General features: G+C 70.3%; 25 protein-coding genes and 2 pseudogenes. 13 read left to right on the plus strand and 14 right to left on the minus strand.

Annotation, left to right across the window (positions count from 1 at the left end; all coding sequences use genetic code 11):
• Nucleotides 1-149: 149 nt before the first annotated feature.
• Nucleotides 150-1472 carry an MDR family MFS transporter gene (locus ABT025_RS24105; RefSeq protein ID WP_350998117.1) on the minus strand — a complete coding sequence of 441 codons (1323 nt, stop codon included), beginning with the start codon at nt 1470-1472 and terminating at the stop codon, nt 150-152.
• A gap of 205 nt (nt 1473-1677) precedes the next feature.
• On the opposite strand from ABT025_RS24105, the gene ABT025_RS24110 reads away from it, so the two are divergent.
• Nucleotides 1678-2439: a phosphoglyceromutase gene (locus ABT025_RS24110; protein ID WP_350998119.1), complete on the plus strand. Its 762-nt coding sequence runs from the start codon at nt 1678-1680 to the stop codon at nt 2437-2439.
• A 497-nt stretch (nt 2440-2936) separates the two neighbouring features.
• Here the strand turns inward: ABT025_RS24110 and ABT025_RS24115 are convergent, their stop codons facing one another.
• A complete protein-coding gene (locus ABT025_RS24115; RefSeq protein ID WP_350998122.1) occupies nt 2937-3290 on the minus strand; it encodes a PRC-barrel domain-containing protein in 354 nt (117 codons plus the stop codon).
• Between the two features lie 281 nt (nt 3291-3571).
• Nucleotides 3572-3742, minus strand: coding sequence for a hydrophobic protein (locus ABT025_RS24120; RefSeq protein ID WP_350998125.1), 171 nt, complete (start codon nt 3740-3742; stop codon nt 3572-3574).
• A gap of 182 nt (nt 3743-3924) precedes the next feature.
• On the opposite strand from ABT025_RS24120, the gene ABT025_RS24125 reads away from it, so the two are divergent.
• Nucleotides 3925-4173, plus strand: a complete 249-nt coding sequence (locus tag ABT025_RS24125; protein WP_350998128.1) for a hypothetical protein — start codon at nt 3925-3927, stop codon at nt 4171-4173.
• A complete protein-coding gene (locus ABT025_RS24130; RefSeq protein WP_350998131.1) occupies nt 4170-4412 on the plus strand; it encodes a hypothetical protein in 243 nt (80 codons plus the stop codon). The genes ABT025_RS24125 and ABT025_RS24130 overlap by 4 nt, the downstream gene beginning before the upstream one ends.
• A 44-nt stretch (nt 4413-4456) precedes the next feature.
• On the opposite strand, the gene ABT025_RS24135 is transcribed toward ABT025_RS24130, so the two are convergent.
• Nucleotides 4457-5248, minus strand: coding sequence for a hypothetical protein (locus tag ABT025_RS24135; RefSeq protein WP_350998133.1), 792 nt, complete (start codon nt 5246-5248; stop codon nt 4457-4459).
• Nucleotides 5249-5493: 245 nt separating this feature from the next.
• Here ABT025_RS24135 and ABT025_RS24140 point away from each other — a divergent pair, with 245 nt between their 5' ends.
• Nucleotides 5494-6504 (plus strand): phosphotransferase family protein, encoded by a 1011-nt coding sequence (locus ABT025_RS24140; RefSeq protein ID WP_350998140.1) that lies wholly within the window; start codon nt 5494-5496, stop codon nt 6502-6504.
• Between the two features lie 25 nt (nt 6505-6529).
• Here ABT025_RS24140 and ABT025_RS24145 read toward each other — a convergent pair whose 3' ends face one another.
• From ABT025_RS24145 to mshA, 3 genes are all read right to left on the minus strand, one after another.
• Complete coding sequence (locus ABT025_RS24145; RefSeq protein WP_350998143.1) at nt 6530-8239, minus strand: glycosyl hydrolase family 28-related protein; 1710 nt, start codon at nt 8237-8239, stop codon at nt 6530-6532.
• Between the two features lie 148 nt (nt 8240-8387).
• Nucleotides 8388-8915, minus strand: coding sequence for a type III secretion system chaperone family protein (locus ABT025_RS24150; protein ID WP_350998145.1), 528 nt, complete (start codon nt 8913-8915; stop codon nt 8388-8390).
• A gap of 254 nt (nt 8916-9169) precedes the next feature.
• Nucleotides 9170-10522, minus strand: coding sequence for a D-inositol-3-phosphate glycosyltransferase (mshA, locus tag ABT025_RS24155; RefSeq protein WP_350998152.1), 1353 nt, complete (start codon nt 10520-10522; stop codon nt 9170-9172).
• 292 nt (nt 10523-10814) lie between these two features.
• Here mshA and ABT025_RS24160 point away from each other — a divergent pair, with 292 nt between their 5' ends.
• From ABT025_RS24160 to ABT025_RS24170, 3 genes are all read left to right on the plus strand, one after another.
• Nucleotides 10815-11591 (plus strand): class I SAM-dependent methyltransferase, encoded by a 777-nt coding sequence (locus ABT025_RS24160; protein WP_350998155.1) that lies wholly within the window; start codon nt 10815-10817, stop codon nt 11589-11591.
• Between the two features lie 278 nt (nt 11592-11869).
• Nucleotides 11870-12928 carry a C40 family peptidase gene (locus ABT025_RS24165; RefSeq protein WP_350998158.1) on the plus strand — a complete coding sequence of 353 codons (1059 nt, stop codon included), beginning with the start codon at nt 11870-11872 and terminating at the stop codon, nt 12926-12928.
• 319 nt (nt 12929-13247) lie between these two features.
• Entirely contained in the window at nt 13248-14603 is a 1356-nt protein-coding gene (locus tag ABT025_RS24170) for a PP2C family protein-serine/threonine phosphatase (protein WP_350998161.1), read from the plus strand.
• On the opposite strand, the gene ABT025_RS24175 is transcribed toward ABT025_RS24170, so the two are convergent.
• The 3 genes from ABT025_RS24175 to ABT025_RS24185 all read right to left on the minus strand — a co-directional run bounded on the left by ABT025_RS24175 (nt 14585) and on the right by ABT025_RS24185 (nt 16184).
• Nucleotides 14585-14917: a DUF2516 family protein gene (locus ABT025_RS24175; RefSeq protein ID WP_350998164.1), complete on the minus strand. Its 333-nt coding sequence runs from the start codon at nt 14915-14917 to the stop codon at nt 14585-14587. The genes ABT025_RS24170 and ABT025_RS24175 overlap by 19 nt on opposite strands.
• Nucleotides 14918-15035: 118 nt before the next feature.
• A complete protein-coding gene (locus ABT025_RS24180; RefSeq protein ID WP_350998167.1) occupies nt 15036-15680 on the minus strand; it encodes a hypothetical protein in 645 nt (214 codons plus the stop codon).
• A 27-nt stretch (nt 15681-15707) separates the two neighbouring features.
• On the minus strand, nt 15708-16184 hold the full coding sequence (locus ABT025_RS24185) for a helix-turn-helix domain-containing protein (protein ID WP_350998169.1): 477 nt from the start codon (nt 16182-16184) through the stop codon (nt 15708-15710).
• 183 nt (nt 16185-16367) lie between these two features.
• Between ABT025_RS24185 and ABT025_RS24190 the strand changes: the two genes are divergently transcribed.
• The 4 genes and pseudogenes from ABT025_RS24190 to ABT025_RS24205 all read left to right on the plus strand — a co-directional run bounded on the left by ABT025_RS24190 (nt 16368) and on the right by ABT025_RS24205 (nt 19102).
• On the plus strand, nt 16368-17129 hold the full coding sequence (locus ABT025_RS24190) for an SMI1/KNR4 family protein (RefSeq protein WP_350998172.1): 762 nt from the start codon (nt 16368-16370) through the stop codon (nt 17127-17129).
• A gap of 133 nt (nt 17130-17262) precedes the next feature.
• Nucleotides 17263-17733 (plus strand): annotated as a pseudogene (locus ABT025_RS24195) (transposase); the annotation flags it as partial.
• Nucleotides 17730-18230, plus strand: coding sequence for a hypothetical protein (locus tag ABT025_RS24200; RefSeq protein ID WP_350998174.1), 501 nt, complete (start codon nt 17730-17732; stop codon nt 18228-18230). The pseudogene ABT025_RS24195 and the gene ABT025_RS24200, both read left to right, overlap by 4 nt.
• A gap of 134 nt (nt 18231-18364) precedes the next feature.
• A complete protein-coding gene (locus ABT025_RS24205) occupies nt 18365-19102 on the plus strand; it encodes a dienelactone hydrolase family protein (RefSeq protein ID WP_350998176.1) in 738 nt (245 codons plus the stop codon).
• A 60-nt stretch (nt 19103-19162) separates the two neighbouring features.
• Here ABT025_RS24205 and ABT025_RS24210 read toward each other — a convergent pair whose 3' ends face one another.
• The 3 genes and pseudogenes from ABT025_RS24210 to ABT025_RS24220 all read right to left on the minus strand — a co-directional run bounded on the left by ABT025_RS24210 (nt 19163) and on the right by ABT025_RS24220 (nt 20991).
• Nucleotides 19163-19369 carry a hypothetical protein gene (locus tag ABT025_RS24210; protein WP_350998179.1) on the minus strand — a complete coding sequence of 69 codons (207 nt, stop codon included), beginning with the start codon at nt 19367-19369 and terminating at the stop codon, nt 19163-19165.
• 201 nt (nt 19370-19570) lie between these two features.
• Nucleotides 19571-19981: pseudogene (locus ABT025_RS24215) on the minus strand (cytidine/deoxycytidylate deaminase family protein); the annotation flags it as partial.
• A 248-nt stretch (nt 19982-20229) separates the two neighbouring features.
• The gene (locus tag ABT025_RS24220; protein ID WP_350998181.1) at nt 20230-20991 is read right to left on the minus strand and encodes a hypothetical protein; all 762 of its coding nucleotides are present in this window, start codon (nt 20989-20991) and stop codon (nt 20230-20232) included.
• Between the two features lie 174 nt (nt 20992-21165).
• Here ABT025_RS24220 and ABT025_RS24225 point away from each other — a divergent pair, with 174 nt between their 5' ends.
• Nucleotides 21166-21516, plus strand: coding sequence for a DUF4333 domain-containing protein (locus ABT025_RS24225; protein ID WP_350998184.1), 351 nt, complete (start codon nt 21166-21168; stop codon nt 21514-21516).
• A 4-nt stretch (nt 21517-21520) separates the two neighbouring features.
• Here ABT025_RS24225 and ABT025_RS24230 read toward each other — a convergent pair whose 3' ends face one another.
• Entirely contained in the window at nt 21521-22639 is a 1119-nt protein-coding gene (locus tag ABT025_RS24230) for a serine hydrolase domain-containing protein (RefSeq protein ID WP_350998187.1), read from the minus strand.
• Between the two features lie 189 nt (nt 22640-22828).
• Here ABT025_RS24230 and ABT025_RS24235 point away from each other — a divergent pair, with 189 nt between their 5' ends.
• Complete coding sequence (locus ABT025_RS24235; RefSeq protein ID WP_350998189.1) at nt 22829-23491, plus strand: TetR/AcrR family transcriptional regulator; 663 nt, start codon at nt 22829-22831, stop codon at nt 23489-23491.
• The last annotated feature ends 121 nt before the right edge of the window (nt 23492-23612 follow it).

A 23612-nucleotide genomic window follows, 5' to 3' on the forward strand; every position in this document is an offset into this window, starting at 1 on the left:
CCGGCTGATCCCGCAACCCGTGCCGACGATCGCTACGGCCGGACGGACTGGCCGGAGGGAGCGGAGTGGCAGGACGGGCGCCCCCGTGCCTTCGTCGTGCTTTCTCGTGCCTTCGTCCGTGCCTACGTCGTGCCTTCGTCGTGCTTTCGTCAGCCCATCCGCTCCGCCGCGGGCTCCGGGCCGGTCCCGGCCGCGGCACCCTGTTCGGCGGCGACCGGTCCGCTCCCCACGACCGCGGGGGCCGTCGCCACACCGCCCTGCGGCAGACTCCGCATCAGCAGCCAGTACCCGAACGCCGCCGCGGTGCCCAGGACCGCGCACGTCCCCCACAGCCAGCCGGCCCCGAAGTGGTCGATCACCACGCCGGACATCAGCGGGGCGACGAGCGCCGCGGCCGACCAGGACAGGGTGTACATGCCCTGGTAACGGCCCCGCCCGTGGGCCGGTGAGAGCTGGACGACCAGGCCGTTCTGCACGGGCGCGTTGACGATCTCGGCGACGGTCCAGACGCAGATGGTCAGCGCGTAGACCGCGACCGAGCCGGCGAACGCCGTCAGCCCGAAGCCGTACCCGGCGAGCAGCGACGACACGATGAGCAGCCGACGGGGGTCGCGGGTCTGGATGAACCGGGTGACCGGGATCTGCAGCACCACGATGAGGACGCCGTTGACGGCGACCGCCGTACCGAAGTCGGAGCTGCTGAACCCGTCGGCCCCCATGGCCACCGGCAGCCCCACGTACCCCTGCTGGAAGATCAGGGCGATCACGAAGGACAGGCCGACGACCCCCATGAACCGTCCGTCGCGCAGCACCGTGCCGAGCCGTACGTCGTCGGAGGAGCCGGCGGCGGCGCCCCGGGCCGTGGACGGGGCCTTCACCGGCCGTGACTCCGGCACCTTCATGAAGACGACGACCGCGCAGACGAGCGTCATCACCGCCTCGCCGACGAAGCCCGCCAGATAGCTGTACTCGGCGATGAACCCTGCACCGGCGGACGAGACGGCGAACCCGAGGTTGATCGCCCAGTAGTTGAGCGAGAACGCCCGCACCCGGTCCTCGGCGGGGACGATGTCGGCGATCATCGCCTGGACCGCGGGCCTGGAGGCGTTGCTGGCCATACCGACGACGAAGGCGACGGCCGCGATCGCCACCGGATGGACCATGAAGCCGAGCACGGCCACCGATACGGCGGTCGAGAGCTGCGCGATCAGCATCGTGGGCCGCCGACCGAAGCGGTCGGTCATCACTCCGGCCCCGAGCGAGGAGACGACCCCGCCGAGCCCGTGCAGGGCGGCGACCAGACCGGCGTACGAGGCGGAGTAGCCCCGGTCCAGGGTCAGGTACAGGGCCATGAAGGTGGCGACGAACGCCCCGAGGCGGTTGACCAGGGTGCTGGTCCACAGCCACCAGAACTCCCTGGGGAGACCGGAGACCGTTTCACGGGTGGCCCGTCTGAGACCGGCGACAGACATGCGGGTTCCCCCCGGGACGTACGGATGCGGATGCAGGCGGTAAGTGGTCCGCCAGCGATCCGAACATTACAAATCCGGGATTCGTGCCTGCCACTCAATTGACGGCAGCCGTCAATCGGCGCCGCCCTCTCGCGCCGCGCCACTGCCCTGTCCGCCCTGTGGCCGGGCGCGCGCGGCCCGTACGGGTTCGATTACGCTCGGACCCATGGCCGACGCACCGTACAAGCTGATCCTCCTCCGCCACGGCGAGAGCGAATGGAACGCGAAGAACCTGTTCACCGGATGGGTGGACGTCAACCTCACCGAGAAGGGCGAGAAGGAGGCGGTCCGCGGCGGTGAGCTGCTCAAGGACGCCGGCCTGCTCCCCGATGTACTGCACACCTCGCTCCAGAAGCGCGCGATCCGCACCGCCCAGCTCGCGCTGGAGTCCGCGGACCGCCACTGGATCCCCGTCCACCGCTCCTGGCGGCTGAACGAGCGCCACTACGGCGCCCTGCAGGGCAAGGACAAGGCGCAGACGCTCGCCGAGTTCGGCGAGGAGCAGTTCATGCTCTGGCGCCGCTCGTACGACACCCCGCCGCCCGCCCTTGAGGACGGCACCGAGTTCTCGCAGAGCGACGACGCGCGCTACGCGACGATCCCGCCGGAGCTGCGCCCGCGCACGGAGTGCCTGAAGGACGTCGTCGACCGCATGCTGCCGTACTGGTACGACGGCATCGTCCCGGACCTCCTCGCCGGCAAGACCGTCCTGGTCGCCGCGCACGGCAACAGCCTCCGGGCCCTGGTCAAGCACCTCGACGGCGTCTCGGACGCCGACATCGCGGGCCTGAACATCCCGACCGGCATCCCGCTCGCGTACGAACTGGACGAGAACTTCCGCCCGTTGAAGCCGGGCGGCACGTACCTCGACCCGGATGCGGCGAAGGCCGCCATCGAGGCCGTGAAGAACCAGGGCAAGAAGAAGTAAGCAGAGCTGACGAAGCCCCCCACCTGCGGGTTCTCCGCGTGGTGGGGGGCTTTTCGGTGCGCTGGGCCGTCTGTGGGCAGTCAGGCGCTGTTTCGGCTCCTGGACCCACAGTGGTCCGTCCCAAAGAATCAGCGCGCAAGGGCAACGGGCGGCGAACACCAATGGCTTCCACCGACGGCAAGCAGAGCCGAAGAGGCCCCTCACCGGCGGGTTTTCCACGTGGTGGGGGCTATTGGGTGCGTTGAGCCGTCACATCGCACCGAGCCTTGGCATGGCATGGCACGGCATTACCGAAGATGATCTCTGTGTCCGCACGTGGACTAGTTCCTCGCCGACAGCAAGTCGGTGCGGATGCCGACGAGTTGGGAGCCGTACGACCTGAACTCGACGGAGAAATGGGAAACGGGGAACGGGAAACGGGGAGTAGGAGAAGGGGCCGGTCGGATTCTCCGGGCGGCCCCTTCTCCCTGTCGTGCCGGGGTGGTGGGACTACGGGGTCAGATGCGGCGGTGGCTGTGGTAATAGCCGCCTACCTGCTCGTGGTATCCGGCATCGCCGGCGTGCTTGTCCTTGTCGAATTCGGGGGAATTCTTTATCTGGTCCTTGGTCAGGTCGACAAAAACCTTCCGTGCGGCCGCGTCGACGGTGCGTACCGTGCCGGCCGGCAGCAGGACGTGCTTCCCGAAGATCCAGACGCCCGTGTCCACCACGAGGTACGAGGAGTCGACTTCGTCCGAGTGCTTGTCGACCGTTCCGATGCTCCCGTCGGTGGCTTCGACCTTGTAGCCGATCAGGTCGGTGCCCGCGGTGTAGCCGGCGGTCGGCTGGTAGCCCCAGATGTTGTCACTCATGGAAACAGCTCCTTCATCGAGATTCTTCACTCCTCCACCGAACGGACCGTGGAGGCGTGTTGGCGTTCACTGAAAGGCTGACGCCCTCTCGGAATATCGCCTGCCCCACATCAAGGGCCCCACACGTTCGCGACGTTCAGAAGAATCGCGCAGAGCGCCATGCAGGGGGAAAGTCACGGCTCCCGCCGGCCGCCGCCATTCCGGGACCGCCACAACGACGCGGGGTGGGCCACGACAATGTGTCGTGGCCCACCCCGCGTCATTACGCGCTCAGCCTTCTCCTACCAGCGGTACCAGCGGCCTCGCTTGCCGCCACCGGATGCCGGGCGGATGACAAAGCCGAGCAGCCACACCACCAGTACGACGACGGCAATCCACCAAAGGGCCTTCAGTGCGAATCCGGCGCCGAAAAGAAGCAGGGCGAGCAGGAGAACAAGAATGATGGGAACCATGAGTATCAACCTCCGAGGGCTCATCTGCCCCGGTACTCGCTCCGCACTCATTGCCGATGACATGGTCCGGCGAAATGCTCGCGGCGTGTGCACGTGGCCGCGGTGGTGACGTGACCGGAAGTGACGCGCCTCACGTCTCGTCGTACCCTGTGGCGCATACGGGGAGAGCGGGGAGAGCAACCATGAGTGAGCCCCTGAAGACCTTTGTCGGCGGCGCCGAGGTCGAGGTGCCCAACAGCATCCCGTCGATCCGCGACGCGCTGCCCGAGACGAGACGCGAGGAGTTCGACCGCGCCATCAACGAGGCCGGGGTGCACGAGATCCAGGCCGTGATGCGGCACTGGATGCTGGAGGCCGTGCCCGATCCGGAGGCCGAGCGGATCCTGGACAGGCTGGCGCGGGACGAGGCCGAGAGGCGGAGCGTCGCTTGAGCTTCCGGATCTCCTACGCGCCGCCCGCCGACGACACCCTGGCCAAGATGCGGGACGGCACCACCTTCCGGGACGAGATGGCGCGCACGCTGGGGTGTGAGCCGTACGGGCACGGCTCGTCCGCCGTCAAGGGTGAGCACGATCGCCGTGAGGCGACGGTCGCCGGGGCGATCGTGCTCTACTACGTCTCCGGTTCGGTCCTGACCGTCACCGTGGTGCGGCTCGTCCCGTTGCCCTGATCCGGTCGTCCCGTTGCCCTGATCCGGGCTCGGGCGAACCGCTTTCAGGCGAGCTTGCCGGCCTGGGCGTCGATCACCGCGGTCGGCAGGTCGAAGTCGCCGCCCGCACCGGACGCGCCCAGGTTGAGCGAGGTCAGCGAGGCGACCGTGGCGCCCTGACGGATCTGGATGAGCTTCATCGCGCTCTTCTCGCCGTCCGCCTCGACCGTCACCGTCCAGGCGACGGCCTCCTCGCCGCCCTTGACCGGCACCTCCGCGATCTTGGAGATCTTCTGCTTCGATCCGGCCGCGGTGAAGGTGAAGCCAGAGGCGCACTCGGTCGCGGCGGTCCGCAGACCGGCCAGCACCTCCTCGGCACCCTTGCCGTCGTAGGAGGCGAGCGTGGTGAGCGTCGTCGTGATGTCGAAGGCCGCCTTGAACGCCTCCGCCGGGTCGTCGCTCTCCTTGTCGCCGCCCTTCTTGGGCTCGCTGACGACCTTGCGCTGCGTGGAAGCGGCGGGCCTGCCGGTCTTGGCGCCCATCAGCGCGTCGGCGAAGACGTCACAGGCGGCCTTGTCGACGGTGACGTCCTCGGCGGTGATGGTGTCGGCGGGACCGGCCTTGGCGATCTTGTGGCCCTTGACGTCACCCTGCGCCAGCGAGACCTTCTCCAGCTCGGCCGCGGTCAGCGCCTTGGCGGCGGACGTGTCCGCACCCCTGCCCGCGGGCTTCCCGGAAGCGGAGTCGCTCCCCTTGCCGTCCTTGTCCCCGGCGTCCGAACCGCAGGCCGCTGTGAGCAGGGCCAGGGACATCACGGTGGCGGCAACGGCGGTACGGCGTATGGCAGTGGGTCGCATGGCCCGTCCTTCTGTCTCAAGGTGTTCCGCCCGCACGAGAGCGGCCCACGCCGGGTTCGGCGCGGCAGTGAGGAATCGTGGGGGTGCGCCAACTCTATGAGGGAGCTGTGGTTTGGCCATCCGTCAAAGGGGGCATCGTCCGTGATCGTGACGACGTCGTGATCACCCCGTGAAGGCTCTGAACTGCGCAATCGGCACAGACAGCGGCAACACGGCCCCGAGTGACCGCCCGAAGAGGTTCGCTGATGCCGATGGATTCCGCCCTGTCCGCCGTGCTCGGTTCCGTGGGGATACCCCCGGAACTGATCGCCTCCTGCGCCTCGCTGGCCGGCGGCACGTACAACGCCGTCACCCGTGTCGGTCTCACCGACGGCCGCCGCTGGGTGGTGAAGACTCCGCCGCCGTCCCTCGCGAGCTGTCTCACGTACGAGCGCGATCTGCTGGTCAACGAGGTCGCGTTCTACACCGCGGCGGCCGGGCTCGCCGAGGAGACGGCCGTCCCCGCCGTCGTGCACAGCGGGCTCGACCCGGCCGCCCCCGGGGGCGCGTACGTGATCATGACGGAGCGTCCCGGGCAGCCCTGGCACGAGGTCGCCGAAGCCCTGGCCGACGATGAGGCGCGGCGGCTGCGCACGGAGCTCGGGCGGATCGTCGGCCGGCTGCACACCGTGCCGGGGCCCGGCGGTTTCGGCTATCCGTCCGCGGCTGTCGGCCCGTTGGCCCCCACGTGGCGCGGCGCGTTCACCGCGATGACGGGTGCGGTGCTGGACGATGCGGATACGTACGGGGCGCGGCTGCCGCGCACGGCCGCGGACATCCGCCGCCGGCTCGGGGCCGCTTCGTACGTACTGGACGACGTCACCCGGCCCGCCCTGGTCCACTTCGACCTGTGGCAGGGCAACATCCTGGTCGCCGGGGAGCCGGGGGCACGGCGGATCGGGGGGATCATCGACGGGGAGCGGATGTTCTGGGGCGACCCGGCCGCCGACTTCGTGTCGCTCGCCCTGTTCGGGGACATGGAGCAGGACAGGGAATTCCTCGCCGGTTACGGGGAGTCGGCGCCGGGCGGCCCGGTGGAGTTCGACGGCTCGTTGCGGCTGCGGCTCGCCCTGTACCGCGCGTACCTCTACCTGATCATGCTGGTGGAGACGGTGCCGCGGGAGGCGGACGCGGAGCAGCTCGCGTGGACGTGGAACGAGGTGGCGCCGCGGCTCGAAGCGGCCCTCGACGACGTGGAGTCGGGGCTGCGGGCCTGAGGGCGACCGCGGCCCCCGACCATTCTCAGCCCCGGATCCCCAGGGCCCGTTGGGCGTCGTGGAGGTTGCGCGGGCGGACGGACTCCGGGGCGCCGTAGGCCTCCAGGCGGGTGTGCAGGTCGCCGGTGAAGTCGGGGACGTCGGTCTGGTCGAACTCCGTCACCTCGCTGACCCCGACGGTCGCGCTGTACGGGGCGAGGCCGTCGATCCGCATGAGACCGGCCCGGCCGTTGGTGACGCGGATGTTCCAGTGCGTGAAGCGGGCGCCGAACAGCGGTCCGGCGCTCGCGTCGCCGCCGTGGCGCCCGTTGTTGTTCACCGTGATGTCGGTGCGGACGTTGGCGAACGGCATCCCGCGGTGCGAGTCGAAGGTGCCCATCTCCATCACGCCGCGCGACCAGACGTTGTAACTGGACAGGCCCTCGACGTTGATGCCGTGCAGCTGGGTCCCGGAGGGCGCCGGGACGGTGCGCTGCTCGATGGTGAAGTCCTCGATCAGGTTGTCGTGGCTGCCCTCGCGGCAGTAGTACGGGTGGTGCGAGCCGCGGCCCGTGACCTTCGTGCGGCGCAGGGTGCAGGCGGAGGCGCCGATGAGGCCGAAGCCGTTGTCGACGTGGCGGACGGTGATGTCGTCGGCCCAGCAGTCGTACGCGCACTGGAACGCGACGCCGTTGTACCCCTTGTCGAGCAGATGCGGCGACTGCGGGGTCTCGACCGCTTCGAGGGTGAGGCCCTCGACGCCCGAGCCGGTGAGCGGGGCGGCGAGGGTGGTGAGCCTGGGGTCCCACTCGGGGCGGACGTCGAGCGGGAGGGGCCGCTCCAGGGTGACCCGGCGGCCGTGGACGGCGGTGATGCGGACCGGCCACTCGTAGGGGACGTACGAGGTCAGCTTCGTCTTGTCGTCCCAGTAGTACGCCTCGGCGCCGGGGCCGCCGCCCGCCATGTGCTCCAGGAGGGTGTGCGCGGAGTCGTCGGCGAGGCGGAGCAGGACGAGTGCGCCGCGCTTCAGCTCGCGGGCGTCGTCGACGGTGACCGTACGGTCGCCGAGGCGGGCGGGGGCGACGGTGGTCAGGGTCTGCCACTCGTCGCGCCTGTTGCCCGTCCACCCCTCGAAGGGCCAGGCCTTCGCCTTGACGGCTTCGGTGAGCGAGGTCCAACGGGCCTCGGGGCAGAGCCAGATGAGGCCGCCCGCCCAGGACCAGCTGGACTTGTCGCCGCCGTAGCGGCTGCCGTACACGCCGATGATCTCGGTGAGGTTCTTCGTCGCGTGCAGCGTGGTGCGGCCGCTGCCCGCGCCGCGTACGACGACGTTGCTGTGGCCGATGCGGATGATGTCGTCGATGCGGTACGTGCCCTCGGGGACGATCACCGTGCCACCGCCGCGCTCTCCGGCGGCGGCGATGGCGCGGTTGATCGCGGGGGCCGCGTCGGCGGAGCCGTCCGGCTCGGCGCCGTAGTCCAGGACGTCGGCGGTGAAGCCGCGGCCGGCGCGGGGGCGCGGCAGGTCGGAGCCGCCTCGGTAGCCGGACCGGCCGATGAACGGGATCTGCGGGTGCGTGAAGGGCGCTGCCGCGAACTCCCTCCAGAGCGGGGTGGGCTGCGGGCAGCCGCCGGCCGTTGAGCCGGTCGCGGCGAGGGCCGACCCGCCGCCGAGCGTTCCGGTCGCCGCGGCCGCCGCCACGGCCACCGCGCTGCCGAGCAGTCCACGCCTGCCGATGTTCCCGTTGATCGCCATGAGCCCGATCCGCCTCTCGTGAATTCACGGATGTGAACGATGTTCATATCTGCGTCGGCCGTGAGCATGCCACGAGCCCCGGGCACGGCGAAAGACTCGTGCACCGGGGAATGCGTGGGGAGGTCGGAGAACCTTCAGGCAGCGGGCGTCAGTTGGCGGGGCGCTGGGTCAGATGGGTGAACGCTTCCAGATTCCGCGTGGACTCGCCGCGCGACACCCGCCACGCGTACTCCTTGCGGATCGCGCTCGCGAAACCGAGTTCGAGCAGGGGGTTGAAGGCGCCGTCCGCGGCCTCCAGGACCACGCCGAGCAGCCGGTCCAACTCCTGCGGCGTCACCACGGAGAGCGGCAGTTTGCCGACGAGGTAGACGTCCCCGAGCGAGTCGACGGCGTAACTCACGCCGAAGAGCCGGAGGTTGCGCTCCAGCAGCCAGCGGTGCACCGCCGCGTCGTTCTCGTCGGGGTGCCGGATGACGAAGGCGTTGAGGGACAGCGCGTGCGCGCCGACGATGAGCGAGCAGGTGGTGGCGAGCTTGCGGGTGCCGGGCAACTGGACGACGTAACTGCCGGGCGCGGGGCTCTCCCAGTCGAGCCCGGCATCCTTCAGCGTCGCCTCGATGACCTGAGCGACCTGCGTGACCTGCGGCGTCGCCGCTTTCTCGGGTACGTCAGCCATGAGGCGAGCGTACGTCAGGCGCCGGGCGCCCGTCCGGCGGGAACCCACCGGCCCTCCCCCGCGGCGACCCGTGATGCCGAGCCTTCGGACGTGTCTCGGTCGTGGCTTCGAACGCTCCGGCGCGCCTGGCCCGTGGGGACCCGTGTGGCCCGTGGTGACCTGTGTGGCCCGTGGTGTCCCGTGTGGCCGTGGGGACCCGGGGTGCGAGCGCAACCGGTGCATCTCAGCCGCGGTGCGAGCTCACCCACCGCATCTCACCCGTGGTGGGAGCGCACCCGGCGACGGTGTGCCTGCATCGCCTCCGTGTACACATCCGCGGTCGCTGCCGCCGCCGTGTCCCAGCCGAAGCGCCTCGCGTGCGCGGCGGCCGCGCTGCCCATCCGCTCGACGAGCTCCGGCGCGACCGCGAAGCGGTGGAGCGCGCGGGCGTACGCCTCCGGGTCGTGCCCGGGGATCAGGAAGCCGCTGACCTCGTCCCGTACCGCCACCGGCAGACCGCCCACGGCCGCCGCGACGACCGGGGTTCCGGCCGCCTGTGCCTCTATGGCGACCAGGCCGAAGGACTCGCTGTAGGAGGGCATGACCAGCACGGACGCGGCCCGGAACCAGTCGGCGAGTTGGTCCTGCCCGACCGGCGGGTGGAACCGCATGACGTCCGCGATGCCCAGACGGGCGGCCAGTTTCTGCAGCCCCTCCGGCTTGGCGAGCCCGCTGCCGCTGGGTCCGCCGACGACCGGTACGACGATCCGGGAGCGCAGCGCGGGGTCCCGGTCCAGCAGGGCGGCGACGGCGCGCAGCAGCACGTCCGGGGCCTTCAGCGGCTGGATGCGGCCCGCGAAGAGCGGGATCAGCGCGTCCTGCGGCAGCCCGAGGCGCGCGCGGGCAGCGGCACGTCCGTCGGCGGGGCGGAAGCGGTCCAGGTTGACGCCGGGGTGAACGACGGCGACGGCGGCCGGATCGGCATCGTAGAAGCGGACGAGCTCGGCGGCCTCCTCGGCGGTGTTCGCGATCAGCCGGTCGGCCGCGCTGACGATCTGGGTCTCCCCGATGACACGCGCGGCGGGTTCGGGGGTGTCGCCCTCCGCCAGCGCCGCGTTCTTCACCTTGGCCATGGTGTGCATGGCGTGGACGAGCGGGACGCCCCAGCGCTGCGCGGCGAGCCAGCCGACGTGCCCGGAGAGCCAGTAGTGGGAGTGGACCAGGTCGTAGTAGCCGGGGCGCTGGCCGGCCCACGCCTGCATCACGCCGTGCGTGAAGGCGCAGAGCTGGGCGGGCAGCTCCTCCTTGGCCAGACCCTCGTACGGCCCCGCGTCGACGTGCCGGACCAGGACGCCGGGCGACAGCTCGACAGTCGGCGGCAGGGCTCCGGCAGTGGAGCGGGTGAAGATCTCGACCTCTATGTTGATCGCGGCCAGGCGCTTGGCGAGCTCCACGATGTACACGTTCATGCCGCCCGCGTCGCCCGTCCCCGGCTGGTGCAGCGGGGAGGTGTGCACGGAGAGCATCGCGATCCGGCGCGGTTTGCGATGGGCGCCGGGGAAGCCTGCGGGGAATCTGAGGCGCGGTGCGACGCGGCTGTTGCCGAGCCGGGAGACGTACTGGCTCACGTCGTCCGGTCCTCCTCACTCAGGGCACTGGTACCGACTCACTCACGGGCAAGGCACTCGCTCACGGGCATGGCACCGAAGGGGCACAAGGTCCCTTCGAAGTTCTGGAACAGCGGAACCCCGCCTTTCATTTCCGCTTTACCAAATCATTACGCTACGGATCCGGCGCGTCGCCGGGACGGCCACCGGGACCGCACACCCGTCGCCCGGAGTGCCACCAGGACCGCGTACCCGCGGTCGGGGCGGCCACCGGGACCCCTCACCCGCGGGTGAGGTCGTTACGCTCTGTGTCATGCGCCCGATCGGCACCGCGACCCGCGGGACCACCAACCCGAACCGGCTGCGCCGCATGGACCGCTGGATCGCCGCCACGCACGGCCCCGCCCTGCGCCGCGCCGACGCCCCCGTGGCGGTCGACCTCGGGTACGGCGCCGCCCCCTGGACCGCCGTCGAACTGCTGGAGCGCCTGCGCACCGCCGAACCGCGCACCCGCGTGGTCGGCGTCGAGATCTCCCCGGAGCGCGTCGAGGCGGCACGGCCGTACGAGCGAGAGGGGCTCACCTTCCGGCACGGCGGCTTCGAGATCCCGCTGCCCGGGCGGCCCACCCTGATCCGGGCGGCGAACGTGCTGCGCCAGTACGACGAGGGCGAGGTGGCCGCCGTCTGGCAGCGGCTGTGCGACCGGCTCGCACCGGGCGGCCTGCTGGTGGAGGGCACCTGCGACGAGATCGGGCGGCGCCACGTGTGGGTGGCACTGGGCCCCGAGGGGCCGCGCACGGTGACCTTCGCGACCCGGCTCGGCTCCCTGGGCCGGCCGTCCGACCTCGCGGAGCGGCTGCCCAAGGCGCTGATCCACCGCAATGTGCCGGGCGAGCCCGTCCACGCGTTCCTGCGCGACTTCGACCGGGCCTGGGCGGCGGCGGCGCCGTACGCCTCACTGGGCGCCCGGCAGCGCTGGATCACGGCCGTGCGCGCACTGTCGGGCGAGTGGCCGCTGACGGACGGCGTACGGCGGTGGCGCCAGGGCGAAGTGACGGTGAAATGGTCGGCACTGCAACCCGAGCGGTAGCCCAACACGCGGGAAACAAGGTGAAATCCCCCGGCACCGGGAACGACGGCACGTCATCGTTCGTCCCAGAACAGGAGGGCCGGACCTCGAACCAGGTGGCCGGGCCCCGGAGGGGCCGGACCGGGGAAGCCGGTCCGGTGGTGACACGGGAATCCCGCGAGCCTGCACAGATGTGTCTGCCTCTGTTGCTTTTCGGTAGGGCATGGCACGATCTCGTCGGCACCATAAGTTACTGACGGTAAATCAGATCCGTGGGATCCGCTCGGAGGGGGAGCTTCGTGTACCGACGCCACTGTGCCGCTGCCGCGATCACTCTGGTCTGCGCGATGGCCGTACTGGCCTCGCCCGTCCAGGCCTTCGCGGCACCCGCACCCCCCTCGCCCGCCCCGGCCCCCTCGGGCGGGAAGAGCCTCGAAGAGGTGCGCCAGGAGATCGACGGCCTCTACCGGGCCGCCGGGTCGGCCGCGGACGCGTACAAGCTCGCCGAGGAGAAGGCCAAGAAGCAGTCGGGCGAGATCGTCAAGCTGGCCCAGGCCATAGTCGAGGGCCAGGCGAAGATCGCCGAGCTCAAGAACAGGGCGGGCGCGCAGGCCCGCGACGAGTACCGCAACGCCGGACTGCCGCCGGGCGCCCGGCTCATGCTCAGCGGCGACCCGCAGCTCTTCCTTGACGGTGTCAGCCGGGCCCGCCAGGGCCAGAAGGCCACCAAGGGGCTCCTGGGGGAACTGAACAGGACCCAGGAGGACTTGGAGACGTACACGCAGGACGCGAGCACCAACTGGACGAAGCTCGAAGCCAATCGCGTCAAGCAGGCCAAGGCCAAGAAGAAGATCAACGCGCAGATCGAGGCGGCGAAGAAGCTGGAGTCCCAGCTGGAGAAGAAGGAGCGCGCCCGGCTCCTCCAGCTGGAGCAGGAGGCGGAGTACAAGTCACAGACCGCCTGGCTGGGCTCCGGCGCGCTGAAGGAGATCAACCGCAAGGCGACGGCGGGCGGCAGGAAGGCGGTGGCCTTCGCGACCTCCAAGATCGGCCTGCCGTACGTGTGGGGAGCCGAGGGCCCCAAGTCGTACGACTGCTCCGGACTGACCTCCCAGGCCTGGGCCGCGGCCGGACGGCCGATCCCGCGCACCTCGCAGGAGCAGTGGCGGCAGCTGCCGCACATCGCGATCAAGGACCTGCGCCCCGGCGACCTGATCATCTACCACAGCGACGCCAGCCACGTCGGGATGTACATCGGCGACGGTGCGATCGTGCACGCCCCGCGTCCCGGCCGCGACGTCACCCTCGCCGGGGCGGGCTCGATGGAGATCCTGGGAGCGGTCCGCCCGGACAAGTAGGACGACCCACGGGAGCGGCCGCTCCCCCGCCGCGCGCTCCCGCGGCGCACCCGGGACACTCCCCGCGAACACCGGCGTGAGCGGCGCCACTGTGCCCAGGACGGCGGGCGTGACCTTTGTCATGCCGCCCCGGGCACCCCGGGACGGGCACATCGCGCCTGATCCGTGACCTGACGCGGCTTATGGCGGTGCATATGCCGGAGGCCGAGTGCCGTGCGCCATTCCGTTCCCACATCCCGTACCGCTATCGTCCCCGTCTGGCGGGTCGTCGATCGTCGTCCCGCCGCGCCCTCGGGGGGAGGGAAGGAAACCCGAACCGATGCCCGTACCCGTACCGCAGCAACGTGCCGTTCCCGCTGCGGAGGCCAGCAGTGGCACCGACCTCACCCTTCTGGTGATCGAGGACGACCCGGCGGGCACCTTCAGCGTCCCGGAGCTCTCCGCCGCGGCCGGTGCCCGGGTCCGTATCCGCGCCGCCCGCAACCTGACCGAGGCGGGCCGGCTCCTCACCGACGACGTGGACTGCATCCTGCTGGACCTGGCGCTGCCGTCGGGCGCCGAGACGCGCGGCGACCGGGGGGCGGAGCCCGACGGCCTCGCCATCCTCAAGCACGTGCTGCGCATCGCACCCCGGCACGCCGTGCTCGCCCTCACGGCCGAGGACGACGCCGAGCTGGCGGCCGAGGCGGTACGGGTGGGGGCACAGGACTACCTCTTCCGCGGCGAGCTGGACGGCCGGCTGCTCAGCCGCGCCATCCGCTACGCCGTCGAACGCAAACGCGCCGACGTCGCCCAGCACCAGCTCACCGAGTCCCGGCTGCGTGCCCAGGAGAACGCCCGCCTGGAGCGCGGCCTGCTGCCCACACCGCTGCTCGACGGATCCGACCTGCGCTTCGCGGCCCGCTACCGCCCCGGCCGCAGCCGCGCCCTGCTCGGCGGCGACTTCTACGACACGGTCCGCACGCCCGACGGCACGGTCCACGTGATGATCGGTGACGTCTGCGGCCACGGCCCGGACGAGGCGGCCCTCGGCGTGGAACTGCGCATCGCGTGGCGGGCTTTGACACTGGCCGGACTCTGCGGCGACGAGCTGCTCTCCACGCTCCAGCAGGTGCTGGAGCACGAGCGGGAGAGCGAGGAGATCTTCGCGACGCTCTGCACCGTCGACATCGCCCCCGACGGCCGCCGTGCGGGCCTGTGCCTGGCGGGCCACCCCGCACCGCTGATCGCCCGCCAGGGGCGGGCCGCGCACCTGCTCCCGTACGAGGACGGCGGCCCGGCACTCGGCCTGCTCCCGCGCGCCCGCTGGCCGCGCCGGCAGGTGGAACTGGGCGGCTCCTGGAGCCTGATGATGTACACGGACGGGCTGATCGAGGGCCGCGTCGGCAACGGCACGCAGCGACTCGGCCAGGACGGCATGGTCGCGATGATCAACCGTCAGCTGTCCGAGGGCCTGACCGGCGAGGACCTCCTGGAGGCTGCGGTCACCCACGTCCGGGAGCTGAACGGCGGCGAACTGACCGACGACGTCGCGGTCCTGCTGCTCGACCGCGACCAGGACACGGCCCGCGAGGGCGCCCGCCTCCGGGCGCAGAACGGCGACCGGGGCCGGAGCATCCCGCGCCCCCGCCCCGGACAGGTGTCAGCCGCAGGCGCTCAACGACCGCCGTTGTAGGGCCCGTACGGACCGTCGCTGCTGGAGCCGCCGCGACGGCCGCCGCCCGACACGGCCTTGAGCGCGGGCCGCACGTCCACGAAGAACACGATGGACGCGACCAGCCCGGCGAGCTGCACGAACAGCATGGGCACCCAGAGGTTCACCGCCACCGCGATGCCGAGAATGATCAGCCAGAAGGACTTCTTCTGCTTGTCCGCGGCGCGGTAGGCGTCCTCGCGGGCCATCGCCGCCATGACCAGCGCGACCACGGCGAGGACGAGCATGGCCGTGTAGATCAGCCCGAGGAATGTGCTGAAGCCTTCGAGCAACATGATGTGCACCGCCTAGTCAGTGGATGAGCGCCTCGCGGCCAAGGTACCGGGACAACGACCGGGCCACCCCGAAAGGTGCCCGCCCGTCCTCCCGGCACACCTGCCGGGCATCGCGCCGCTACTTGGCGGTGGGCGGCGTGGTCTTCTTGGCGACCGGCTTGCGCGCGGGCGCCTTCTTGGCGGTAGCGGGGGCCGGCTTGGCCTCGGCCTTGACGGTCTTGGCCGCGGGCCTGGCCGCAGGCGCCGGCTTGGCGGCGGGCTTCGGTCCGGCCTTGGGCTCCGCCTTCACCGTCTCCGGCTTCGACTCCTTGCGCGGCTCGACGACGACGGCGATCTCGACGATCTCCTCGGCGGTCTCACCACGCCACGTCCGCACGGTCTGCTCGCCGCGCTCGGCGACCTTCTCGTACGTCTCCCGGGCCCTGACCGCGTACTCGGCGGCTACGCCGACGCTGCGCAGCGCCAGGTCCTGCGCGCTCTCGCCCAGCTTCTTCAGATCGGTGTCGAACGCCCCGATCACCTCGGTGACCTTGGCGGAGAGGGTGGCCTGCGCCTCCTTGGCCTGCCCGGCCACCTTCTCCTGCACGGCCTTCGGGTCGGTGTTGCGCACCGCATCGATGCGGTCGGGCGCCTCGGCCCGCAGCTGCTCGATCAGGGCCGGAACCTTCCGGGCCTGCTGCACGGCGAGGTCGGCCGTACCGGCGGCGAAGTAGAGGGGGGTCGGGTCGGTGAGGGTCTTACGCAGGTCATCGGTGATGGCCATGACTGTGGTCCTCCCGGATCATCAGACTCAGTGTGAGGGTTTCGAAGGCTTTGAACCTGTATCGGCAGCACTGCCGTCGGTACTGAAGGGCGCATCCGCACCGGCCGCGCGCCCCTCGCCGTCCGCGGAGTCCACGGAGTCGTTCACGGGCTCGTCCTCGAACCCGTTCTCCTTGCGGAAGGAGGCGTAGATCTGCAGCAGCACGCTCTTCTGCCGCTCGTTGATCGACGGATCGGCCAGAATCACCGCCCGCGTCTCCAGCTCGTCCCGCTCCCGCTCGTCCAGGATCCCGGCCCGTACGTACAGGGTCTCGGCAGAGATCCGCAGCGCCTTGGCGACCTGCTGCAGGACCTCGGCGCTTGGCTTGCGCAGCCCGCGCTCGATCTGGCTGAGGTAGGGATTGGACACCCCGGCGGCATCGGCGAGCTGCCGCAGCGACAGCTGCGCGGTACGGCGCTGCTCGCGCAGGTACTCGCCGAGATTGCCGACGTTGAGTGAGGCCATGTCCCGATAGTGGACCCCCACTGCTAACTTTTGCAAGCAGACGCTTGCAAAAGTGTTCGGCGCCACTCGGACGGGCCGTTGTGACTGCTGTCCGTTCTCAGTAGATGTGGCGAGTCCCAGTGGTTCTGGCAAACGAACTGGCGGGAGTCCCGGCGAAGCCGGCCGGCCTGTACGGTCCACCGCATGGTTGACGAGTTCGATGTGGCTCAAGCTCTGCGCGGTGGGATACCCGACAGGGCGCGAGCCTGGGCCTTCGTTCGGGACTTTGCTGCAGCGTGGGCGGAGCCGCTCGCCGACGGCGCGGGTACGCGAGCGGCGGAGCTGGAGCGAGCCGAGGAGATGCTGGGGCTCACACTGCCGACCGCGTTGCGCGAGGCGTACTCGCTTCTCGGTACGCGTCACGACCTCACCGGCAACCAGGACCCGCTGCTGCGCCCTTCCGAGCTGTTCGTGCACGACGAGTTCGGTGGAGTGCTCGTCTTCCGCAGCGAGAACCAGGGATGCGCTTTTTGGGGAGTGCGGCTGCGGGACCTCGGTCAGGACGATCCGCCGGTGTTCGTCCAGTCACGCGATGGTTGGGTCCGCTACCTGGAGCGGGTCTCCCTGGCCTGTGTCGAGCTCGTACTCAGCGAGATGCTGCTTGGCAGCGAAGGACGGCTCTACAACGCCTGCGAACTTCCCGCCGGCCTGATTCGAGAGCTGCCGATTCGGTTCGCGCCGGTTGAGTTTCCCGAGTACCCGATGTGGACGGGGAAGGAAGAGTCACCCGTGTGCTGGTTTTCCGCGCCGGGAAAGCTCTTGCGGCTCGACGGGCTGGGTGACCGAAGCTGGTTGCACGTTCGGGGAAGGACGCCGGCCGACCTGGAATCGCTCTGCGCCGCCCTCCCCGGGCACTGGGTAAGCGGCTGGTCAGAACCGTCGGAAGCCGGCGAACTGCCTTTCTAGTCACCCGGTGGCCTGTTCGGATGGCTGGGAAGGTCCGTGAATCGAGCGCAACGGGGGCGTGGGAATGGGTGATCCGTACATCATGCTCAACGAACTCACCCAGGAGCTTCGGCCGATGCCCCTGGGAGTCGAGTGGTTCGAGGGCCTCTCGGCCAATGTGCTCGACGCGCTCCCGAAGTCCGCCCAGCCGGCGGCCAAGCGCACCTTCCAGGAGATCTGCAACTCCGGGGACAAGGACCACGCTGTCAAGGCGGTCCACGACTTCGCGCAGGCCTACGGGGCGAAGTGCCCCAAGGTCGCCGAACGGATCACGGACGATGAGGACAAGATGCCGGCGTTCTTCGACTCCCCCGCTGAGCACCGGATCCATCTGCGCACCACCGACCCGATCGAGTCCACCGTCGCCACCGTCCGGCTCCGCACCAAGGTCACCAAAGGCGCCGGCTCCCGCGCCGCAGGACCGGCCATGGTCTTCAAGCTCGTCGAGTCCGCCCAGGCCCGCTGGCGGGCCGTGAACACACCCCACTTGGTCGCCCTGGTCCGCGTCGGAGCACGCTTCGAACGCGGCCAGCTGGTGGAGCGACCGGAAGGGCTCCCCGTATGACCGACCAGTCCTTCGGCGAGGAACCCCCCGAGCACCTCCGCTACCGCAGGTACCTGGGGGATCTGGAAGATGTCTCGGAGGCGGACGAGGCCGCCCTGGTGGCCACCGTCCTGGAAGATCCGAACGTGTCGATGGCGGAGGCCACGGTCAACCGCCACCTTGAGCGTCGGGCAGCCCGCCTGCTGACCGACCCGGCGTTCCCCGCTTGGGCCCGGACCTTGGCCACAGTAATCGGAGACCGTCCCTTCCTCGCCCGTCGGCTGCGCGAGTGGACCCTGCTCAGGGCAATCGCGCTGGACGAGTCATGGACCGCCGAAGACCTCACCACTGCATCCGACTGGTTCCAGCGCACGGCCTCGGTCGTACTCGTCGTCGCCTCACCTGAGGCCCTCAGCCTGCTCGCCGAACGGGGACGAACCCGTCGCGTTCGGAACGCAGCGAGCCGCCGACTGCAACATCCAGACCAACACCGACCTGACTCGGTCCCCAAGTCTTGACGATTCCTCGGTCCTGACCGGCCTCCAAGCCATGAACGCCGGGCCCGTCCCGTATTTCAGGGACACCCAACGGTGTTCCGCCAACGGCAGAACACCGGCCGGACCGGGATCGACGATCACTACAGTCCGGTCTCATGACGACGATTACGACGCGTGCGGTCGAGTACCCGGCCGACGGTTTGACGATGGTCGGGCACCTCGCGCTCCCGGCCGGTGTCGGCCGTCGGCCCGCAGTACTGCTCGGACCCGAGGGCATGGGGCTCAGCGACGTCGAGCGCCGCCGGGCCGATGCTCTCGCCGAGCTGGGATATGTAGCGCTGGCCTTCGACCTTCACGGCGGGCGCTATTTGGGTGACCCCGAGGAGATGCTGGCCCGTTGCCTGCCGCTGCTCGCTGATCCCGACCGGATGCGGCACGTCGGCCACGCGGCACTCGACGAGTTGCGCGCCGAGCCCCGGACCGACCCCGACCGGATCGCCGCCATCGGCTACGGCACCGGGGGCGCCATCGCGCTGGAACTCGGGCGAGGCGGCGTCGGCCTGCGCGCGATCGGGACAGTCAACGCAACCACCACGGGCCGACCGGGCGAGGCAGCGCGCATCCGCTGCCCGGTGTGGGCCGGGGTCGGATCGGAGGACCCGATCATGCCGCCCGCGCAACGAAACGCGTTCACCGCTGAGATGCAGGCTGCGGGCGTCGACTGGCGCCTCTCGGTCTATGGCGGCGCCTTGCACGCCTTCCACCACCCGCCGGTCGACCACCCCATGGTCCCCGGTGTCGGCTACCACCCACAGCACGCGCGGCGAGCCTGGCGAGACGTCGTCGACCTGCTCACCGAGTGCCTGCCCGTGACGGAGGACCTGGGGGCATGACCCAGGCAAACATGCCTGCGTGAGGACCGGTCAGCATCGCGCACTGGCAGTCTCCTCCCCTCAGGCCCTCGCGGTCATTCCGTCTCCGCGCATTCGTCGACGAAGGCGCAGAGTCGGCGGATCAGGCCGAGGCAGGTGGCGGGGTCCAACGGTGGGTTGCATGTGGGGTGCCTCGTCGAGCCACTGTTCCCCCAGGCCGTCGGGGCCAAGGAAACGCGCGGCTCGATCGCCTCCGAGGTTCAGGTCGGTGAGCACGAGGGCGCCCATGACCACGACCTGGTCGTAGGCGAGGCCGTGGCGGCGAAGCTAGCGGTCGATACGGGCTGTCCCGTAATCCCTGGCGGGCGGCAGTGTTGATGTCCGGCCTTGTCAGCTCGTGCCGAGCGGTTCGGCTTCCGCGGCTTTCTTGGCTTTCTTGGCTTCCGCATCTTCCGCATCTTCTGCGGCTTCCTCGGCTTCCGCGGCTTCCTCGGTGTCCAGCTGGTGGTCGGCCCAGACGTAGCTTTCGGGAAGCAGATCGGTGATGGAGACCGTCCGGAGCCGGTTCCCGGCCCCGACGATGACCTTGAGGGCCGGGAAGTAGTCGAGAAGGACCTGCCGGCACCGTCCGCACGGGGGGACGACCCCCCGGTCGCGGTCGCCCACGGCGACGATCGTGTCCAGCTCGTAGGCGCCCTGGGCGGCTGCCGCGCCGAGGAGAACCAGCTCGGCGCAGGGGCCGCCGGTGAAGTGGTACGCGTTCACCGCGGTGACGATCCGGCCGTCCTGGGCACGGGCTGCGGCCGCCATGGTGTGGTTGTCGCCCCGGCAGCGAGTGCGCGCGACGTGGGCCGCTGCCTGGATGAGTTCGTGGTCGACGTGGGGAGCCTGCGTGGTCATCGTCTCTGCCTTCGTGAGGTGTCAGGCGACGTTGACCTGCGTAACGATGGCGCGCAAGCGAATATCGACTGGGTGCTTCCTCCGCCGGATGGTGCAGCGGCTGACCATGCCGCCTGCTCTTTGCGGCAGGCGTGGTCGGTGCACACCGGAGAACGACGATGGTCCGAGACGGTCGCTTCCGCTCGGCCCGGTGCGGGTCGCTCCCGCTCGGCCCGGTGCCGAGTTGGTGTGCCCGTGGCCGGGCACCGTCAGCCGCCCGAAGCGGCCGCCCAGTTGGCACTGATCCGAGCAGCCACGGAGAAGTCCTCCTCGCAGTCCGGGCAGGTCGCACCGCCGAAGACGTAGGTCAGCATTTTGGCGACCTCCTGCCGGCCGTCGGCGAGCGCGACGTCGTGGAGGCGTCGGCCGATGCCGGTCAGGCCGGTGGGCTCAGCGGGACGCAGAGGCTTCGTCCTCACCTGATCGTCCGACATCGCGTAGTCGCCGACGGACGAGAAGAACCCGTGCTCGCCCACGACGATGAACATCACCGCCGCACAGCCGTAGCCGGGACAGGAGACCTCGTACTCCTCGTTCGCGAGCCCCTGCGCCAGGTCTTCGCTCCAGCCGAAGACGCCCTCGAAGCTCAGTACGGCTTCCAGGAGGTAGACGTATTCGCTGCGACCGGCAGCCGTTCGGAGGTGCTCGTTCGCGAGGGACAGCAGGGTCGCCACCTCGGAGGCGTGCCTCACGCGGACATTGCCCGCCCCGTGCGACTGGTCGGCACCCGCCATGATCGCGCCCGCCAGCGTCAGCGCGCTCACCGCCTGGTCCCGGTCGTCCGTGCCGGCCATGCCGGCCAGCCAGGGCAGTGCCGCGAAGCTGGCCGAGTACACGCTGCCCTGGTGGCAGAGCGCCGACCAGAGGTCGCTCCAGTGCCCGGAAGCCGGATCGGACGCGATCCGGTCCAGCAGAGCCGGTATGTCCTCGGCGGAGCCGTACGCGTGGCTGAGCTGCGACCAATCCGTCATGCCGGCATCAAACCAGACCGACAGAAACGGACAGCGCCGCGCCCGCCCTGCCGAGCAGCCTGGATTCCGGCTGTCCCGGCCCCGGCTGCGCACATGCGCATGTGCATGTGCATGACGCGCGGGCAGTAGGCTTCCGGCCACTTCCCGTATCGCTCGTCCGCAATGGAGCACACCATGGCAATAGCCCGCTCGTCCGCAGCAACCTGGAGCCTCTCCGCCATCGCCGCGGGCGTGCTGCTCGCCGGCTGTTCGGGCTCCGTCAGCGTGGGTGACTCCGAGCCGAAGCTGTCCAAGGACAAGCTGGGCACCACGGTCGCCAAGAAGCTCGCCGCCACGACGGGCCGGCCGACGCCGGACGTCACGTGTCCCGAGGACCTCGTCGGGAAGGTCGGCACCACCACCCGTTGCAAGCTCACAGCAGGTGATGGCAGCACCCTGGGAGTGTCGGTGACCGTCACCTCTGTCGTCGACAAGCAGATCAACTTCGACATCAAGGCCGACGAAACGGTGACCCCGGCGCAATGACCGGTCAGCCGTACATGGCCGCCCGGTAGAAGGCCGCCAGCGCACCGTCGACGGGGTGCGGCTGCGGCCTGCCGTCGGAGTCGAGCCTGTTCCACCGCTGCATGTTCACCGCGACCGCCATCTGCCGCCGGCCGTCGGCACGGGTCATCGCCAGCGCACCGCCGCCCCAGACCGTGCCGCCATGCCCCCAGAAGGTGCCCTGCCCCGGACCTTCCATCGGGTGCAGGCCGAGGCCGTACTCGATCACCCTTCCCTCCTGGGAGACCACCGGGACGGTGCGCCGCATCTCCTCCAGCGACGACGGGCCGACGATCTTCCCGGCCAGCAGCGCGCCGTAGAACCGGTTGAGGTCCGCGACGGTCGATATCAGCGAGGCCGACGGCCCCACCCACGACATGTCGTAGACGCTGTAGTCGCGCGGCGGGTCGATCATGCCGAACCACGACTCGTAGAGCTGCGAGTGCGGCCCGGTGACGTGTCGCCCGGTGGGAAGTTCGGTGTCCCGGAGCCCGGCTCGCTCGATGACGTTGCGGGTGATGTACCGCTCGGCCGTGATGCCGGCCGCCTGCTCCAGGAGCTGGACGAGAAGCAGGTAGTTGGTGTTGGAGTACACCCCGGGCGCGCCGCCCGGGGTGCCGACGGCGGGTGCGGTCACCCCCATCGCGATCAGTTCGACGGGGTCGAACCGCGTGAACCGGTGGTCGTCCAGGCTCTCCGGTCCCGTCTCCGCGAGGACGGGAAACGCCTTGAGGGACGGGTAGGCGTACGGGAGGTACTCGGCGAGGCCGCTGGTGTGGTTGAGCAGCATCCGGACCGTGATCGCGTCACCGCGCTCCCCGGGAACCAGCTCCGGGAGGTAGGTGCCGACCGGGGTGTCCAGACCGATCCGGCCGCTCTCGGCCTGCTGCAGGACCGCGGCGGCGGTGAAGGTCTTGGTGATGCTGCCGACGCGGTGCCGCATGGCGGCGGTGACGGGGCGGCCGGTGGTGACATCGGCGACGCCTGCGGCGCCGCGCCAGATCTGGTCGCCGTCCCGCACCTCGGCGAACAGCCCCGGCATACCGGCGCGGTGGACGTTTTCGATGGCCTCGTTCAGCGCTGCGGAATCCAGTGGGTTCTTCACGTCATGCGTCCTTCCGTATTCCCCGGGGTGAGCACCGCATCGGGCGCGCAACCCGGGACAACAGGGCACGAGCGGCATGCCGGGCCGCCCTCCCTCGCAGGCCGCCGGCACACCCATGCCCTCATTATGCACGCGGTGCGTGCAACACCAAGTGCATAAGTTAGGCTGAGATCCGGCGAGAGGAGCAAGATGGCAGGCCGAAGGCGTTGGTCGACCGAAGAGATCCTGGATGCGGCGGCGGAGCTGCTGCGCACGAGCGACGCGGACTCGTTCAGCGTGCGCAGACTGGCCGCGGCCCTCGGGACGGATTCCTCCAGCCTCTACCGGCACTTCCGCAGCAAGACCGAACTGCTGCGCGCGGTCGCCGACCGGATCCTCCTGGCCGCCATGGACGGCTACCGCGCCGAGGGGGACTGGAAGCAGCGCATCACCGCCCTGGCCCTGCGCCTGCGGGAGGCCTTCGGCCGGCAGCCGCAGCTTGCCGCGGTCTGGGGACGTTACGCGTCGAGCGGCACCGGTTCCCGCATGGTCATGGAGGAGGTGCTGCAGGCGTTGCGCGCGTCGGGACTGCCCGACGAGGAGATCCCTGTGCGCTACCACCGGATCGCGGTCCTCATCGCCGCGCTGATCGCCTCCGAGGCGGGGGGCAGCACGGTCGGCCCGGAAGAGCACGAGCAGGGCATGGAACTGTTCCGTGTGGCCGTCCTGGGCGCCGACCCCGAGCGCTTCCCGGCCCTGGCCCACTTCGCGCGCGACGTACGCCCCCTCGGCGCGGACCGCCGCGCCGCGTTCGAGGAGCTCCTCGAAGCCCAACTCCACCAGATCGAGGGCGTGGTCCGCGCACGTCAGTAGGGCTCAGGCGGGTGGTGGCCGCAGGTCCGCCACGACGTGGGCCGTCAGGCACGACGTAGGCCGTCCGCCACGACGTGGGCCGTCAGGCACGACGTAGGCCGTCCGCCACGACGTGGGCCGT

Source organism: Streptomyces sp. NPDC002809 (assembly GCF_040295435.1).
GTDB lineage: Bacteria > Actinomycetota > Actinomycetes > Streptomycetales > Streptomycetaceae > Streptomyces.

What these genes read in the sequence shown, in the direction of transcription:
- ABT025_RS24210 (WP_350998179.1), bottom strand. Translation starts at nt 19,369, where the DNA reads ATGGGCGCCCTCGTGCTCACCGACCTGAACCTCGGAGGCGATCGAGCC.
- ABT025_RS24160 (WP_350998155.1), top strand. Translation starts at nt 10,815, where the DNA reads ATGCGCCCGATCGGCACCGCGACCCGCGGGACCACCAACCCGAACCGG.
- ABT025_RS24235 (WP_350998189.1), top strand. Translation starts at nt 22,829, where the DNA reads ATGGCAGGCCGAAGGCGTTGGTCGACCGAAGAGATCCTGGATGCGGCG.
- ABT025_RS24105 (WP_350998117.1), bottom strand. Translation starts at nt 1,472, where the DNA reads ATGTCTGTCGCCGGTCTCAGACGGGCCACCCGTGAAACGGTCTCCGGT.
- ABT025_RS24170 (WP_350998161.1), top strand. Translation starts at nt 13,248, where the DNA reads ATGCCCGTACCCGTACCGCAGCAACGTGCCGTTCCCGCTGCGGAGGCC.
- ABT025_RS24220 (WP_350998181.1), bottom strand. Translation starts at nt 20,991, where the DNA reads ATGACGGATTGGTCGCAGCTCAGCCACGCGTACGGCTCCGCCGAGGAC.
- ABT025_RS24185 (WP_350998169.1), bottom strand. Translation starts at nt 16,184, where the DNA reads ATGGCCTCACTCAACGTCGGCAATCTCGGCGAGTACCTGCGCGAGCAG.
- ABT025_RS24200 (WP_350998174.1), top strand. Translation starts at nt 17,730, where the DNA reads ATGACCGACCAGTCCTTCGGCGAGGAACCCCCCGAGCACCTCCGCTAC.
- ABT025_RS24140 (WP_350998140.1), top strand. Translation starts at nt 5,494, where the DNA reads ATGCCGATGGATTCCGCCCTGTCCGCCGTGCTCGGTTCCGTGGGGATA.
- ABT025_RS24205 (WP_350998176.1), top strand. Translation starts at nt 18,365, where the DNA reads ATGACGACGATTACGACGCGTGCGGTCGAGTACCCGGCCGACGGTTTG.
- ABT025_RS24180 (WP_350998167.1), bottom strand. Translation starts at nt 15,680, where the DNA reads ATGGCCATCACCGATGACCTGCGTAAGACCCTCACCGACCCGACCCCC.
- ABT025_RS24115 (WP_350998122.1), bottom strand. Translation starts at nt 3,290, where the DNA reads ATGAGTGACAACATCTGGGGCTACCAGCCGACCGCCGGCTACACCGCG.
- ABT025_RS24135 (WP_350998133.1), bottom strand. Translation starts at nt 5,248, where the DNA reads ATGCGACCCACTGCCATACGCCGTACCGCCGTTGCCGCCACCGTGATG.
- ABT025_RS24125 (WP_350998128.1), top strand. Translation starts at nt 3,925, where the DNA reads ATGAGTGAGCCCCTGAAGACCTTTGTCGGCGGCGCCGAGGTCGAGGTG.
- ABT025_RS24145 (WP_350998143.1), bottom strand. Translation starts at nt 8,239, where the DNA reads ATGGCGATCAACGGGAACATCGGCAGGCGTGGACTGCTCGGCAGCGCG.
- ABT025_RS24120 (WP_350998125.1), bottom strand. Translation starts at nt 3,742, where the DNA reads ATGGTTCCCATCATTCTTGTTCTCCTGCTCGCCCTGCTTCTTTTCGGC.
- ABT025_RS24110 (WP_350998119.1), top strand. Translation starts at nt 1,678, where the DNA reads ATGGCCGACGCACCGTACAAGCTGATCCTCCTCCGCCACGGCGAGAGC.
- ABT025_RS24150 (WP_350998145.1), bottom strand. Translation starts at nt 8,915, where the DNA reads ATGGCTGACGTACCCGAGAAAGCGGCGACGCCGCAGGTCACGCAGGTC.
- ABT025_RS24225 (WP_350998184.1), top strand. Translation starts at nt 21,166, where the DNA reads ATGGCAATAGCCCGCTCGTCCGCAGCAACCTGGAGCCTCTCCGCCATC.
- ABT025_RS24175 (WP_350998164.1), bottom strand. Translation starts at nt 14,917, where the DNA reads ATGTTGCTCGAAGGCTTCAGCACATTCCTCGGGCTGATCTACACGGCC.
- ABT025_RS24190 (WP_350998172.1), top strand. Translation starts at nt 16,368, where the DNA reads ATGGTTGACGAGTTCGATGTGGCTCAAGCTCTGCGCGGTGGGATACCC.